Source organism: Planktothrix serta PCC 8927 (genome assembly GCF_900010725.2).
GTDB classification, from domain to species: domain Bacteria; phylum Cyanobacteriota; class Cyanobacteriia; order Cyanobacteriales; family Microcoleaceae; genus Planktothrix; species Planktothrix serta.
In genome coordinates, this window is sequence record NZ_LR734832.1 from 107,635 (window position 1) to 123,565 (window position 15,931).

At 38.3% G+C, this 15,931-nt stretch carries 10 protein-coding genes; 6 read left to right on the forward strand and 4 right to left on the reverse strand.

What is annotated here, in order from left to right:
• Positions 1-310: 310 nt before the first annotated feature.
• Together PL8927_RS03095 and PL8927_RS03100 are read right to left on the reverse strand one after the other, a co-directional pair.
• A complete protein-coding gene (locus tag PL8927_RS03095) occupies positions 311-1,291 on the reverse strand; it encodes a glycosyltransferase family 2 protein (RefSeq protein WP_083617510.1) in 981 nt (326 codons plus the stop codon).
• A 78-nt stretch (positions 1,292-1,369) separates the two neighbouring features.
• The gene (locus PL8927_RS03100) at positions 1,370-2,584 is read right to left on the reverse strand and encodes an aminotransferase class I/II-fold pyridoxal phosphate-dependent enzyme (RefSeq protein ID WP_083617512.1); all 1,215 of its coding nucleotides are present in this window, start codon (positions 2,582-2,584) and stop codon (positions 1,370-1,372) included.
• 493 nt (positions 2,585-3,077) lie between these two features.
• On the opposite strand from PL8927_RS03100, the gene PL8927_RS03105 reads away from it, so the two are divergent.
• The 6 genes from PL8927_RS03105 (at position 3,078) to fbp (ending at position 13,772) form a co-directional block, all read left to right on the forward strand.
• A complete protein-coding gene (locus PL8927_RS03105; protein ID WP_083617516.1) occupies positions 3,078-4,151 on the forward strand; it encodes a glycosyltransferase family 2 protein in 1,074 nt (357 codons plus the stop codon).
• A gap of 134 nt (positions 4,152-4,285) precedes the next feature.
• Positions 4,286-6,562 carry a WD40/YVTN/BNR-like repeat-containing protein gene (locus tag PL8927_RS03110; protein ID WP_083617519.1) on the forward strand — a complete coding sequence of 759 codons (2,277 nt, stop codon included), beginning with the start codon at positions 4,286-4,288 and terminating at the stop codon, positions 6,560-6,562.
• 74 nt (positions 6,563-6,636) lie between these two features.
• Entirely contained in the window at positions 6,637-10,959 is a 4,323-nt protein-coding gene (locus PL8927_RS03115) for an aldo-keto reductase family protein (protein ID WP_083617521.1), read from the forward strand.
• Positions 10,960-11,042: 83 nt separating this feature from the next.
• Entirely contained in the window at positions 11,043-11,405 is a 363-nt protein-coding gene (locus PL8927_RS03120; protein WP_083617523.1) for a rhodanese-like domain-containing protein, read from the forward strand.
• A 50-nt stretch (positions 11,406-11,455) separates the two neighbouring features.
• Positions 11,456-12,577 (forward strand): fatty acid desaturase, encoded by a 1,122-nt coding sequence (locus PL8927_RS03125; protein ID WP_231505898.1) that lies wholly within the window; start codon positions 11,456-11,458, stop codon positions 12,575-12,577.
• 118 nt (positions 12,578-12,695) lie between these two features.
• Positions 12,696-13,772 carry a class 1 fructose-bisphosphatase gene (gene fbp, locus PL8927_RS03130; protein WP_083617524.1) on the forward strand — a complete coding sequence of 359 codons (1,077 nt, stop codon included), beginning with the start codon at positions 12,696-12,698 and terminating at the stop codon, positions 13,770-13,772.
• Between the two features lie 694 nt (positions 13,773-14,466).
• Here fbp and PL8927_RS03140 read toward each other — a convergent pair.
• Positions 14,467-15,096 carry a hypothetical protein gene (locus tag PL8927_RS03140; RefSeq protein WP_083617529.1) on the reverse strand — a complete coding sequence of 210 codons (630 nt, stop codon included), beginning with the start codon at positions 15,094-15,096 and terminating at the stop codon, positions 14,467-14,469.
• Positions 15,097-15,133: 37 nt separating this feature from the next.
• Positions 15,134-15,802, reverse strand: a complete 669-nt coding sequence (locus tag PL8927_RS03145; protein WP_083617531.1) for a hypothetical protein — start codon at positions 15,800-15,802, stop codon at positions 15,134-15,136.
• Between the last annotated feature and the right edge of the window lie 129 nt (positions 15,803-15,931).

Below are 15,931 nucleotides of genomic sequence, written 5' to 3' on the forward strand. Positions count from 1 at the left end.
TCAAATCTCCTAATTTAGGAAATCATTATAACCCAAATTTAACCTAATTTAAACCTAATTTTAACCCAAGTTTAATCCAACTTAAATCTAATCATTTAGGCGGGTACGAACTATCACGCAAGGAGTAAGGCACCAGGCGCGAAGCCTGCGCTCCGTCGCAGAGAGTGCGGGGTGCTGACATCCGTTGAATGTAGTTGAGTGCTGGAAACAATTACCATCTCAACGATCTTCTGTCAAACTAGGGTTAACAATCGTTTAACCCTAATAGAATTTTAAAACAAATCTCTGAAGTCCCGTTCCCCAAAAAAGATTAACTTTTTGGCTCAACTCGCGGGTCAGGACAGGATATTTGCTTTTTCAGACCTTGAATGACAGAATTGGAAAGATTACCGGGTAATAATCGTTTGATCAGTAATTTAATGATCAATTTTTGAGCATATCTTTCCTGAAGAATTTGGGGATAGAGTTTAACAGCTTGCCATAAATTCTTCTGAGCAGCATCAAGTCCTTTGGCATCTGTATCATGGGCTAAACATAAGTCAGCCAGATATCGATGCAGAAAGGCTAGACTACGATTTTTGAGATGTTGTAATTCTGGGGGTGCTGTCTGATAGGCTCGTTCTAAAGCGCGTAAACCTTCTTTCTCCATTGCATCAAGTTTAGAACTCATCGAACCCGCTATTTTCCGATACAAAATTTGGGGTTTAGGAACAACGACAAACTGAAATTTAGCAGCCACTCGCAAACAAAAATCCCAGTCGGAAAATGCGAGATTAGGTTCATATCCACCGACAACATCAATCACTTCCCGACGAACCAAAATATTAGAACCACTGCCGATAAAATTACCTAACAATAAATCAGGATAAATATTTCCTTCCACCGTTGATTCGGTGCCTTGGACAAAGGAAATGGATTCTCCATCATCCATCATATTCACCGTCCAACTATAGACAGCACTGGCTTCAGGATGTTGTTCTAAGGCGGCAATTTGTAACTCTAATTTATCTTCTGTCCATAAATCATCATTATCAATAAAGGCAATAAATTCACCCTTCGCCTGTTCAATACCCCGATTTCTAGCGACGGAAACCCCACCATTCGGATAAGCAAATACCTGAACTCGTGGGTCAGTAATTTGCTTAACTAGCTCTATGGTTTTGTCTTTAGAACCATCATCAATCACTAGCACTTCAAAATCTGAAAGCGTTTGTTTTTGAATCGATTCGATTGTTTCTACAATCGTATTTTCCGCATTATAAGCCGGAATAATTACAGAAACTTTAGGCATAAATTTCCCCCAGAAATCAAATGAAATTATACTACAAACAATCGTAGTTGCCTGTTCCGTTATTCATAAGAACAAAATTCACAGAACAAGATTAGGATTGAGGTGTTTTTTTTCCAAGCCTTCTTTTATAGCTTGGCCGTTAGCAACCGATAATCTAATAATGTTACAGATCTTTTTGATGTCTTCTAAGCTGACTCCCGTACCCGTAGGCAGGACAATAATTCGTTGAGCTAATTTTTCAGTCTCAGGAAGCAGTAATCCCGCATGGGGAAAATAGGAACGATAGGGTTCCATGCGATGACAACCCGGATAAAAGTAACGGCGAGCTATTACATTTTCAGCATGAAGAATATCCACTAACTGATCACGACTGATTTGAGTTAGGGATTCATCAACTTCTAAAACAACATATTGATAGTTACATTTTTCATTTTTTTCATAAGCAAATAAAGAAATACCCGGAATTCTTTCTAATTCCTGCTGATATTGTTCATAGTTATGTTGGTTAATAGTGATAAACTTTTCTAAACTTTCTAAAGATGTTAATCCCATTGCGGCTGAGGGTTCATCCATTTTGCCATTGGTGCCGATATAAATAACATTGTCATAACCAGCAGCAAAGCCAAAGTTTTTCATCAGACGAATTTTATCTGCTAATTCGTCATTATTGGTGACAACAGCACCCCCCTCAAATGTATTAATAAACTTGGTGGCATGGAAACTAAATACTTCCGCCTCACCAAAGTTGCCAATCATCCTGCCTTGGTAAGAACATCCTAGGGCATGGGAAGCATCAAATAGGAGCTTGAGGTTGTGTTTCTGAGCAATTTGAGTTAGGGCTTCTACATTGCAAGGTTGACCCCATAGGTGTACTCCCATAATTGCTGTGGTGCGGGGAGTAATCAAAGCCTCGACTCGCCAGGGATTAATCGTATGGGTTTTGGGGTCTATGTCACAAAAAACGGGTGTGATTTCTTGCCATTGTAGGGCGTGGGCGGTGGCAACAAAGGTGAATGAAGGAATGATCACTTCACCTTTAAGTCCCGTTGCCCGGATTACGATTTCCAAGGCAATTGTTCCATTACACATAGCAATACAGTGTTTGACTCCCAACATTTCAGCAATACGTTGCTCTAACTCTTGGACGTACACACCGTTGTTGGTCAGCCATTTCCTATCTAAAAGGTCGTTAATCCGTTGTAAAAAGCGATCGCGGTTCCCAATATTTGGACGACCGACATAGAGTTTTTCGCTAAAGGCTGGTGGATAGCCGAAAATAGCTAATTCATTCATGATTGATAATTGCTTACTTAAATAGAGTTAACTCGCATTTTAGGGTAAATACCCACTTTCTATTTTTTGTTTTTGGCCCAATTTTCCTTAATTTCAGCTTGATGGATTTGAGGAGAGGCAAAAACTAAAGATGTTTCTCTCATTTGTTTATCAGTCTGGTAATATATTACTATAGACAACCAAGGCTGGTTCTTCTTAGCGAAAAACCAGAGTTAACTATGAACACCCTGGAACTCAGCACCCCAATTCTTAATTTTAATCGCAGTCCAGATAGCAATTCTCTAAAATTGCTATTATGATCTGCTTGAGTTGAATAACGATCACTAAAGACAAAGTTAAATTCATCTGTTCAAACATAGTACATTTTCATCAACTTGTCAATTGCCTGTTGCAAAATGAAACAATCAGAAGTATTGTCCCTGTTCCCGATTCTCTTCCTGACATTAGCATCTACTTTTTTAACTTGAAACCCAGTTCTGAAGGAAACATAAACATGAATATTAGTATTGGCATATTAGCTTATAATGAAGCTGATTTCATCCCTAAAATGCTGGATTCTTTATTTCAACAAAGTTTATTTACTCAGCCTAATCCCGATCTCGATATTAAAATTTATGTCATTCCTAATGCCTGTACAGATCAAACAGCCAGCATTGCGGCCACAACCTTAGAAAATCTGGTCAAGCCTGATATTCACACCCACGTTAAATGGTCTATTTATGAAATAGAACGCCCAGGAAAATCCAATGCTTGGAATGAATTTGTCCATCGTTTTTCCAATCCGAATGCGGATTATTTATTTTTAATGGATGCTGATATTACTATCCTCAATCCCCAAACTTTGACCTCCATGCTGCAACTGTTAGAAACCAGTTCAGAAACCTGGATAGCCATGGATAAACCAATCAAAGATGTTAGCTTAAAAACCAATAAAAATCCGTTAGAATTTCTTTCAGAAAAGGTGTCTAGTCTATCTGGAAATAAAGCAAGTGAAGGTAAGCCTTCCTGGTTGTGTGGTCAGCTTTATCTGGGTCGTGCTAACATTATGCGTCGGATTTGGCTACCCAAAACCCTGCCGACTCAAGATAGTTTTTTATATAGTATGATTGTCACAAATGGTTTCAAAGAAGCAGAAAATCCAGAGCGGGTAATTCAAGCACCATCAGCTTCCCATATCTTTGAAGCCTATACCAGTATTTCGAGTTTACTCCGGCATCAAAAATGGTTGATGATTGGACAAATAGTTGGTGAATTGGTTTCTGAGTCCTTCTTAAATCAGAAAGATCAAGAGGATATTGGAACAATGATTAAAAATCATAATGAAAAAGATCCTTTATGGCTAGATGAAATGGTTCAAAAGATGATTGCTAATAAAAGTTGGTGGTTAATTCCTAATTTCATTTTGACTCGAAGATTTAAAAGTTTAGCGAATAAATCCTTTTTCAAGGCGATATTATTCTTACCTTTAGCTTGTGTTGCTTTTGGGGTTGATTTATGGGTAGCATTTCAAGCAAATTCTGCACTTCATAAGGGAGAAGCACTAGGCCATTGGAAAAAAAGTCAATAGCAATAGAGGGAATAAGTTATAACTCTGACAATATGGGTTAGAATTGGGTGCAGGGTCTAAGGAATTAAGTATAACCCCATGGAAGTGTCTAACAGCTTATTTCCTTTGGTAACAGCTAATTGAGTCCCCTAGCTATGAAACCGATTGAAAATTGGCGATTAAACTCTAAGCAATTGATTTTAGCAACTTTCATTTTTTTGAGTGTCATTTTTATGCAAAATATTTTCACTGCTTCAGAACAACAGCAACCCTGTTCACCTGCGCCGGAATTTGCCATATTTAAAACATCCACCGGAGAAAGTTATCAATGGACTAACCTCAGAATGGGGGGAGGAGGATTTGTGACTGGAATAGTCATTCATCCCACAATTGCGAATTTAATTTATGCGAGAACTGATGTCGGCGGGTTATATCGTTGGCAACCGGAAAAACAAACCTGGATACAACTGATCCAATCAGATACTGTGCCTCAAGAAGTGCCGTTAAATATTGAAAGTGTTGCCCTTGATCCCCAAAATCCTAATATTATTTATGCCGCTACAGGTGCTTACACCCAGTCTAATAATAAATTAAAACCCGGTATTCTCTTAAAATCAGAAAATCAAGGACAATCTTGGCAGATTCTTAACCTGGCTTTACCAATGGGAGGAAATGAATTTTGGCGATGGACAGGAGAACGTTTAGCTGTAGATCCTAAAAATAGTAATATCGTTTATTTCGCTTCCCGTTTAAATGGACTTTGGTATAGTCAAAATGGGGGAGAATCTTGGAGTCAAATTAACTCTGAACAAGTCCCTATTGGGGAAGCACACCCGGAAACCAATCAAAAAGCTGGGGTGAGTTTTGTAACTTTTGACCCAACATCAGAAACCCTAGAGGGAAAAACAAAAACGATCTATGTGGGAGTTTCAGGAAAAGGAATTTATCGCAGCCAAAATGCGGGTCAAACCTGGGAATTATTAAAGCATAATTTTGATATTAAATTAGTCCCTCAACAGGGAGTTATTAATAGCAAAGGTGAATTAATTGTCAGTTTCTACCACAGTCAAAAACAACCCGAAGGCAAGGTACTAAAATATACGAATAATACCTGGGAAGATATTACTCCAAAATCAGGAAGAAACTATTCTCCGATCGCGGTCGATCCGCAAAAACCCGATACTATTTTTGTCAGTAGCTATCCCATGACTCCTAATGATATTTATCGTTCAACCGATGGGGGAAAACAGTGGACGAGCTTAAAAAATCAATTAAATAAAATTTCTTGGTGGCCCGATTGGAGTTTTTATACTTTAATCGGTGCGATCGCAATTTCCCCGCAAAATTCCCATCACGTTTGGTTAACTAATGGGTTCGGAATCTGGAAAACAGAAGACGGATCAAAAGATCAAATTACCTGGTCAGGAATGGTCAATGGATTAGAGGAAACCGTAGCTTTTGATGCGGTGAGTCTTCCAGGGGATAAGGGTGTAATTACAGCGATCGCTGATTTAGATGGACTTCGCCATGAGTCTTTTTGTGAGATTCCCAAAACCTCCCATGCTCAAGGAACATTCAATACCACAACCCAATTAGCCTATAGTTTTAATCATCCTAATTTTGTGGTTTCCGTGGGAGCAAATCATCACGAACCCCATAAAATTAGAGCCGGATTTTCTCAAGATCAGGGGAAAACCTGGCAGCAATTTGACTCGATCAAGAATAAAACCCATCCTCCAAAATTAGTCTTTGGAAATGTAGCGGTTTCTGCCACTAATCCCGATCATATTGTTTGGCAACCCACCAATGATCAACCTCCCTACTATACCCAAGATCGGGGAAAAACCTGGACTAAAATCGATTTTTTTGAACAACCAGACATCGCAGGTGGTGCCCATACCCATTTATGGAACCGACAACAAACCTTAGCGGCGGACTCCATAAAAGCCGATACATTTTATCTTTATCATCACCGCAAAGGCTATTTTCTCCGTAGTGAAAATGGGGGCAAAACTTGGATAATTGCTAATCAAACCCTACCCAGTGGCATCTGGAATGGTGCTAATGTTAAAACCGTTCCCGGAATAGCGGGAGAAGTCTGGGTGAGTCTCAAAGAAAAAGGACTGTATCGCTCCAGTGACTTTGGAGAAAATTTTAGCGGTCTGGCGGGGGTAGAGGAGGCTCAAGTGTTAAGCTTTGGCAAAGCTGCACCAGGGGCGAACTATCCTACAGTGTTTATTCATGGACGGATCAAGGGTGAAAGCGGTATTTTTCGTTCTAGTGATTTTGGTGAAACTTGGGTTAAAATTGCCGACCATCCGATGAACTCTTTTGCGAACCCGATGGTCATTGTCGGGGATATGAACACTTTTGGACGGGTGTTTATTGGAACAGGGGGAAATGGATTTATTTATGGGCAACCTCAAGCTTGATTTGATATTTTCCGATTAAATAACGCACAATGACTTTATGGTGACACCCATCGAATTGTGTCAAAATCGAAGTCATGTTAATTTACACAACCCCGACATTCGACGTACAAGCGAAACACCAGGGCATCCAGAGTCAAGTGGCGGAATTGCTCGTCACCCTCAAGACTCAAGGGACGGTGGCGGTACAGGCTCTGTTTGAGTGGAATTTTCCCTACTTAAAGCGGCCTGTGCGAAATTTGCGTTTGCTCGGAAAAATTCTTTGGGTCAAAAATGATCCCATTTTATGTTTATTAGTAGTTTTTCCCAGAGGAGGAAAAGAATATGAAGCATTTTTGAGAAATCCTGACGACTATGGCAGAGATTATCTTGATTCATTAATTGATCAAAAAGAATTAGAAAATAGTATTAACGCGCAACGGGAGGAACAAAAATCCTTTCCTCGTCGCCCTAGTTTACCGGAAGATTTACGTCAGATTTGGTTAAAAGGGCCAGATTGGATTAAAAATACGACCGATGCGGTCATTTGTGAAAGTGAAATTTGGCTAACACAATTTAAACAACAAGACACTCAACTGCATTGGCGAACTTATTATGACCTTGTAGATAGTTTAGTTGAAGATAAACAGAGTATTGAAATTACAAAAACCAACTTTTTTAATATTGAAATTGCCGGGAAACCGGGTCAAAATCGCTATATTCTCTATAGTTGGATTCTCACGTCCGATACTCCCAACCGCAGCGTTTTATTTCTCCTCTCCACCTTTGATCATTATCCCAACTCAGAGGATATCCTAGAAGTCGGTCAAATTACTCGCCTGTTTAATCTAACGCCTGTAGAAACAGGTTCAGCAGAATTATTATTAACAGATTCTCTGGAAAATTCAAACCAAACTAATATTTTAGCCCAAGAATTAACCTTAGAAGATTTAGCTCGGTATACCCGCCGCTCCTATCCTGATTATTTATTAGGAGATTCCGAAATTTGGTTAGAAATTGAACAGGAATTCGGGATTAATTGGGCTTTATCGATGGAAGAAGAAAAAATTCTTCATGAATTATCTACGCCAGAAATTAGTAGCAGTTCCCTCCCCGTTTTTATTAACGGACGGGCGGGAAGTGGCAAATCTACTATGTTATTTTATTTGTTTGCTGATTATTGTTATCGATATCAAAAATATTATTTACAACATCGTCAAAAATTAACCCAAGTTCCCCATCCTTTATTTTTAACTTACAATGAACAATTATTAGGAAAAGCCAAGGAAGGAGTCGAAAAACTTCTCAAAAGTCACCATAAGTTTTTATTAGAAACCAATGGACAAGTAAATAAACCCTCGATTGATCTTTGTTTTAAATCCTTTCAGCAATTTCTATTAAGTTTATTACCCCCAGAAGAAAGCGATAAATTTGATCCCGATAAATATATTTGTTTTCATGAATTTAGACAACGCTGTAGTCGCCGTTATAGTCGCTATTCTCCTGAATTGTGTTGGCATATTATTAGAACGTTTATTAAAGGCTATACCCTAACAGGACAAAATGAAGGGTATATGACCCCGGATGATTATCAAGAAGTTCCTCGACGGGAACGCAGTTTATCTGATGATATTTTTAAAGCGATTTATAAACAAGTTTGGCCTTGGTATTATCAATTAACGACCAGAGAAGGCTATTGGGATGATCAAGATTTAATTAGAAAAGTATTAGAAGTCCGTCGAGATAAATTACCCGTTTATACAGCGATTTTTTGTGATGAAGCTCAAGATTTTACCAGTTTAGAACTGCGATTAATTATGCAGTTATCAATTTTTTCCCATTGTGATTTATATCCGCCTGTGTGGTGTTTACCTTTTGCCTTTGCGGGTGATCCTTTTCAAACTTTAAACCCCACGGGGTTTCGCTGGGAAAGTGTTAAAGCGACCTTTTTTGATCAAGTCATAGCCGCCCTAGACCCGACGCGACAACTGAATTTAACCATAACGTTTTATGAACTTGAATCTAATTATAGATCGAGTCCTTCTATTGTTAAAGTCACTAATTTAATTCACCTGTGGCGACATATTTTATTTAAAATTCAAGAGTTAAAACCTCAAGATTCTTGGCAATCTTATCTGGAGTCTCCCATTCCTCAAAAGTTTGTTTTTGGACAGAATAATTTTTCCGCAGAAGCGTTAAAACAACATATTGAGAAATCTCCGATTTTTATTGTTCCCTGTGAAGCCGGAGGGGAATTAGACTATATTCGACGAGATGAATTTTTATCCCCTTTGTTTCCTGATGCTACCGAAGAACATCCCCCCAAGAATATTTTAAGTGCGATTCAAGCGAAAGGATTAGAATTTCCCTTAGTTATTTTATATAAATTTGGCGATCAATTTGCCAAGGAATTTAAGCAACGTCCGTTAATTGATTATGTTCAAAAAACCGGAAATCATCCTTTAGAATTAGAATACTTTTTTAATAAACTTTATGTCGCCGCTAGTCGAGGAATGTTAGATTTAGTAATAATTGATACAGAAATTGGCGATCGCTGTTTATGGCAATATGCTACCGTTGAAACAGATCCTGATCAGTCTCTCCATTATGATGAATATTGGTTAAATCAAGTTGACATTCGAGAGAATTGGCAAACCTATATTGGGGGAGTGCGTTGGGGGGATAATTTAGGAGGATTACAACGAGATAACCGCAATTCCCAAGCGCAAAAATTTGAAGAAAATGGTCGTAATCAAAAAGATGCAACTTCGATGCGACGGGCGAAACAATTTTATCGAGAATTAGGCTATTTAGAAAAAGCTGATGTCTGTGAAGCCTTCGCTCTAAAATTCGATAAACGCTTTCGAGAAGCGGGGCGTTTATTCCTGAAAAGAGGTCAAGAATTAGAAGCCTGGGATTGTTTTTGGGATGGAATGTGTTGGCAAGCTTTAGCAGAATGGTATGGTCAATTTCCTCAGAAAAAAACTGTAGAACAGCCCTTAGTCGAATTTATGGCACAAACCTCAAAAACCTTACCCCATATTCGACAATTTACCCAATTTTTAGAAGAGAGTTTAAGCAGTCAAATTTCAACCGAAAACCGTTTAGTAAAAGCCTGGAAAGCTGCGGTGCAAGATTATACCCGTCAAATTCGGGTATTAATGCGGGAAAAAATCTTAGACCCCGAAGAATGGCAACGGTTTGCAGAAGTTTTAGAAGGATTAGATGAAGCCAAATATAACGGCGTTTTAGAAGTAGCGGGAGATTGTTATTATCGAGCTAGAAATTTACGTCGGGCGGTACGTTGTTGGCAGGAAAGTGGCGCCACGCAAAAACGAGAATATAATATTGCTCAAGCGGAATTATCAGGCTTTCCCGAAGGATTACCCTATTTAGAAAAAGCCGGAGATTTTGAACGAATTATCGTGGAATGGGAAAAATCAGGAAAGTCGGGAAGTCAACAATGGCTGAAACATTTAGATTGTCTAGGACGCGCCTTAGAACGACAAAATCGCCTGCGAGATTGGATTGATTATTTAATTAAAATTAAACACTGGATTGATGCGATCGCAGCGATTGAAAAATGTAGTAAACTAGAAGCTATTCTGTTTAGGTTTGAACTAATTCGTCAAATTTCTCGCTCCAATTTAACCCCCGAACAAGCCCGCGAATTTCGCAGTCGCTATTTAGCTTTAATTGAAAAAGCCTTATCCGCTTCTAACTGGCGGCAAAAGTTAGCAGTGGTTGAAGTCGGAATTACCTTAGAAAAAATTGGAGAATTAGTTCCAACTCTCAAATTTTATGAACGATTTATTAATAATAGTGAACTTGTCCTACAACGCTTTGCAAAAGAACGATGGTTAGCCACGAAACTCAAACAAAAAGATTATGCGTTAATTTCTGAACCCATTCGAGCAGAAGAAATTCACCAAGATATTATTAGAAAAGCCAATGATTGGAACATCAATCCCGCCACTCTCAACGCCGACCCTCCCCGTTTAGATTTAATCGAAAGTCCCGAACTATTACAACTTTACCCCCCCGACCCCGCTAATGCTTCCGAGAACTTACCCGATAATGCCATTCAAGGTTTACCTCCGGGTACAAAAATCCGCCTTTTGGGGCCAGAAGCCGATGCGTTTAGTTTCCAAATTGGCCATATCCAAGTCAAACGGGCCAAACGAAACAATAGTTTATGGGTACTCTTGACCGATATTTATAGTTCCAAAGCCTTACAAATTGATGTGGATGGGAAACAGGGAAAAGTCAGAATTGGAGAGTTAACGTTAGAAGTCGCAGATGGTCATCAACTGTCGTTTAATAGTACCACTGGGGATTATCGAGGGACTGTTTTTTATCGAGATGAAAAGCCGAGGGTCGAGTTGCATATTCGGGGTATTTCTAGTATTATTTCTCTTTAATCAGTAATCAGTAAATATAGCAATCCTAATATGTCTGTAGTTGAGTCAAATTAATGATACTATAAGAAAAAATTAATCACCCTATGTCAACACAATTTTTTGTTCAACCCATTCCCGAAATTAGCGTTGAAGAGTTAGACGAGTTACTCCAAAACGTTCCTAGTATCCAACTTCAATTAATTGATGTCCGCGAACCCCAAGAAGTTGCGATGGCAAAACTTGAGGGATTTATTAACTATCCCCTGAGCGAATATAGTCAATGGTCTGAGCAAATTTTAGTTCAGCTTGACTTGGAGCAAGAAACTTTGGTTCTATGTCATCATGGTGTTAGATCTGCCCAAATGTGCCAATGGCTGGTAAAACAAGGCTTCACCAAGGTTAAAAATATTACTGGGGGTATTGATGCTTACTCGGTTTTGGTTAATTCCCAAATTCCTCGATATTAAACTCCCCTTAATAAAATGCGTTTTATTCTTCAGGATGAATTGAAATTATAATGATAGGAACCCCGATTAAAAAATCTGATTTTGTCCTCTCTCCCTACATGAAAAGTAACAACTTATGGGCGACTTATCAAATCTTAAATACAGTTGTTCCTTATGTGCTTTTATGGATTTTAGCTGTTAAAGCCGCTACTATTTCCTTGTGGTTGCTGCCGCCGATTATGGTGTTAATGACGCTGTTTTCATTGCGTTGTTTTTCCTTAATGCACGATTGCGGACACTATTCATTGTTTAGTTCAAAAAAGGTTAATCGGGTTGTTGGTTTTCTGTTGGGTGTGATTAACGCTATTCCTCAATACCCCTGGTCAAGAGGACACGCTTATCATCACAAAACTAACGGAGATTGGGAACGCTATCGGGGGCCCTCTGCTTTAATTTCGACAGAGGAATTTTCCCAACTCAGTCCATCGGCTCAATGGTGGTATGAATTTCTTAGACACCCTTTGATGATTTTTCCGGGTGGTTTTTTCTATCTAGCAATTAAACCCAGACTGGCTCTAGTCGCCGGAATTTATGGCTTTTTCGGTCATCTATTAACTTACTTGAAACAATATCCAGACATTAGTTTGAGCGGGTGTTTTTCATCTTATCAATCGAAAAATTGGTATACAACGGGTGAGTTTTGGGATCTGCTTTTCAATAATATTTGTGTTGTGGGAAGTTGGATTTTTCTCAGTTATTATCTAGGAGTGGGTTTCTTCTGGAGTGTTTATTCAATCACTCTAACTTGTGCCGCAGCCCTGTTTATTTGTGTGTTTTTTGTCCAACATAACTTTGAAGGTTCCTATGCCCATAAAACCGAAGGTTGGGATTATTTACGAGGAGCAATTGAAGGCAGTAGTTACTTAGAATTACCTCCAATTTTGAAGTGGTTTTCCGCAGATATTGGCTACCATAATATCCATCATCTCTGTGAAAAAATTCCTAATTACAACCTCGAAGCCTGCCATCATCAAAATATTCACCTCCTAACAGGTGTAAAAACCCTGCGAATTGCAGATATTTCGGGTTGTTTCAAGTTTATCCTGTGGGATTCTGCTTCAAATCGCCTTGTCTCGATACCCTCATTTCGTGAGGCTTCCGAGCCTAAATGCGTGGAGATGGCGGTTCACTAACTCACTCATCGTAACAGAGGCGGATAGCTCCAACTCCGCTCTTAGCTTGATCAGATCGGTAGATCGTTGAACCGCTTCGTTAAAATAGGAATTACTGGAAAGTAGGAGCCGATCAATTATGGTAACAACGTCCGTTGGGTCTAATTTTTCAGATGCGATTGATCAAGGATATTACTTAGATCGGGACTGCACAACCCTATCTCGTCATGTTCTGCAACAACTACATAGTTTTTCCCCCGATGCTCAAGATATTAGCGCCTTAATGAATCGCATCGGACTGGCGGGAAAACTCATTGCTCGCAGGTTATCCCAGGCGGGTTTAGTGGATGATGCGTTAGGGTTTACAGGGGCCGTAAACGTTCAGGGAGAGTCCGTTCAAAAGATGGATGTTTATGCTAACTCCGTGTTTATTTCGGTGTTCAAACAAAGCGGTTTAGTCTGTCGTTTGGCATCGGAGGAGATGGAAAACCCGTTTTATATTCCCGAAAACTGCCCGATTGGACGCTATACCCTGCTTTATGATCCGTTAGATGGTTCATCGAATTTAGATACTAACTTAAATGTGGGGTCAATTTTTGCCATTCGTCAGCAAGAAGGCAATGATGAAGATGGAGCGGCGGCGGATTTATTGCAAAATGGACGCAAGCAAATTGCCGCCGGATATATTCTTTATGGCCCTAGTACAATGTTAGTTTATTCCATTGGAACAGGGGTTCATGCTTTTATTCTTGACCCTAGTTTAGGAGAATTTATTCTAGCGAAAGAGAATATTTCAATTCCCAATCACGGGCCGATTTATAGTGTCAATGAAGGGAATTTTTGGCAGTGGGATGAATCGATTCGGGATTACACTCGTTATGTTCATCGTCATGAAGGATATACGGCCCGTTATAGTGGGGCTTTAGTGGGAGATGTGCATCGCATTTTATATCAAGGCGGTGTGTTTTTATATCCGGGGACTGTTAAGAAACCAGAGGGAAAATTACGGTTATTATATGAGTCTGCACCGATGGCATTTTTAATCGAACAAGCCGGAGGACGGGCTTCAACAGGAACTCAAGAGATTTTAGATATTATTCCTGAAAAATTGCATCAACGCACTCCTTTAGTAATTGGAAGTAAAGAGGATGTCGCCTTAGTTGAATCCTTTATTCAAGATCGCAAACGTCGGGAACAAGAAGGCAGTATTGAGTGAATCATCCCGATGATTGTTACAATCGTTTACATAGGTAGGCTCCATAAAACCTCCCTATGTAAACGATTGTAAATCGTTCTAACGCGCTCTAATGGCTGACTTGCTTAGGGATTGCAAGCTCAATAATTTTAATGTTCTCGGCTAAATCTGATCGCCCTTTCTACAGGGTATTCTGGCTTGATTCTCAATTAATGATGTTCTGTCAAACTGGGGTGAAACCTTGGTTCTTCGTGGGCTGTAATCTTTAAATTTCGTTCAATTTTGGCCGTCGTTAACCTGCTCAAAGCTGATCTTCCAAGTCACTCAAATTTCTACTCACTGAGTAAACCGGATAAATACTCAAAGTTATTCTTTGCTCGTTGATGAGCTAGTTCAGCTTGTCCACGAGTAAATATGCAATTTAGGTTGTAATCTGCCTTATTTCTTTGTCTCCGTAAATCTTGTAATTCTGTTCCAACAAGTTGATAGTTGTTATCGTCAGAGTTAAGAAAATGGTCTTGAACTTGTTTATGCGCTTCACTACCTCTTAAACAAATAAAACCTTCGCTCTCCATAACTTGTCTAGCTATAAGAAAAAGGCCATAATACGAACGGCTTATAGAAGATCGAAAATAAGCCTCTGTACTTAAATCGGGAGACTTAGAACAGCTTATTAGCTCCTCTGCTAATTGTAAATAACACTTACACGAAAATCTCATACTGACTCAATGGTAACACTAAAAATTGACAATATTTCTGGAGGAACTTTATCTAAAAGCCAATCATTTTTTAGTCGCTTCAAGCGAGAAAGTCCATCCTTGGGTAGTAAATTTGTTTTCACTATTAAAAATAAAGTTATTATATCTTCTTCTGGGTCTTCGTGTAAATCTAAGCATAGTTCTTGTATACTTTCATTAAATATTTCCTTGATTTTTAAAAGGCTTTCATCCAGTAATGAAATCAGGATTTTATTTTCTTTTAAAAACTCAACAACAGATTTTTGGTTTTCATTTTCAATACTAAAATTTTTTAAGCTATTTTCAATTTGATTTTTTAAGCGAAGTTCAACATCCCTTACTTTTACTTTTTGATAGTCGAAAGAATAAGTAGGTATTTTTTTACCCTTATAGTTGCTAATTTTTAACCATACAGCTTTGTCAGGAGCATCTGTATTTTCAGGGTTTCTATCAATATTTATTTTTTTTTGACTAATAATGCTATCAAACTTATCTTTATAGCAACTATACTCTTTAATACTACTATCTGTTTTCATGTCCTTCTCCAAGGTCAAACTATTAAAAAACTCAAGCTTTGCGTTTTTTTCTTCTTCTTGTATTATTGACACTCTTTATACCTCTCCTTTCAAGAATTTAACCATCAACTTAAGAAATAAAATATGGAATACCCGCCTTTTCAATTACAGAAAGCAAAGATTTTTTTTGCTCCTGCGCTTTTTTGACTTGTTCCTCTAATTCTTTTAAGTCTGATTCATCTAAAGCTATAAAAAACTCTTTCTCCCCGGATTTATCTAAATAATTTAGTTTTAATAAATGAATTATTAATGTACCTTCTACACTATCACTCAATTCCTCCTTAAAAATTGGCCTTACATCTGTTATAATTTTAGCTTTTAAATATAAACGCTCGTATTCAGATAATAGAATTCGCGCTTTAGATGTAGAGCCAAGAGTGCCTTCTAAAAGATTTAGAGCTTTTAATATAAGTTCTTTTAATTGTTGTTGCTGTTCAAAAGATAAATCTTCTAAGTCAGTAATAATAGATTCGCTCAAGTCTTCAGACAATTTATCATTGTCGTATTGAGTATATTCACGAAGATCATATATAGAAGCTAAAGCAAGTATAATTTGATATACATTTTGAGGATCTATTTCTGGAACAACCTTAGAAACTTCAGTAGCTATCTCTTTATTTTTTAAAGATGGTTTTGATTCAGCTACTGCTTTTAAAACAGATTCTACTACTTTCTTATCAAGTGTAGCAATTAGTTGTAGACCTGGAATATATCGATCAGGGATTTGCAATACAGCCATTTCAAACCTACTCTCTCTTATACCTAAAGAATAATTATACAACTTTAAACATTTTTTTGTTTAAAGTTCAGCTAAACATATAGGGATAAGCATGGATCAGACGACTGCTATAACTAAAATCTAAGGCGA

Bases quoted from the DNA above. Each gene is read 5' to 3' on its own strand.
- PL8927_RS03095 (WP_083617510.1), bottom strand. From the start codon at position 1,291: ATGCCTAAAGTTTCTGTAATTATTCCGGCTTATAATGCGGAAAATACG.
- PL8927_RS03100 (WP_083617512.1), bottom strand. From the start codon at position 2,584: ATGAATGAATTAGCTATTTTCGGCTATCCACCAGCCTTTAGCGAAAAA.
- PL8927_RS03105 (WP_083617516.1), top strand. From the start codon at position 3,078: ATGAATATTAGTATTGGCATATTAGCTTATAATGAAGCTGATTTCATC.
- PL8927_RS03110 (WP_083617519.1), top strand. From the start codon at position 4,286: ATGAAACCGATTGAAAATTGGCGATTAAACTCTAAGCAATTGATTTTA.
- PL8927_RS03115 (WP_083617521.1), top strand. From the start codon at position 6,637: ATGTTAATTTACACAACCCCGACATTCGACGTACAAGCGAAACACCAG.
- PL8927_RS03120 (WP_083617523.1), top strand. From the start codon at position 11,043: ATGTCAACACAATTTTTTGTTCAACCCATTCCCGAAATTAGCGTTGAA.
- PL8927_RS03125 (WP_231505898.1), top strand. From the start codon at position 11,456: ATGATAGGAACCCCGATTAAAAAATCTGATTTTGTCCTCTCTCCCTAC.
- fbp (WP_083617524.1), top strand. From the start codon at position 12,696: ATGGTAACAACGTCCGTTGGGTCTAATTTTTCAGATGCGATTGATCAA.
- PL8927_RS03145 (WP_083617531.1), bottom strand. From the start codon at position 15,802: ATGGCTGTATTGCAAATCCCTGATCGATATATTCCAGGTCTACAACTA.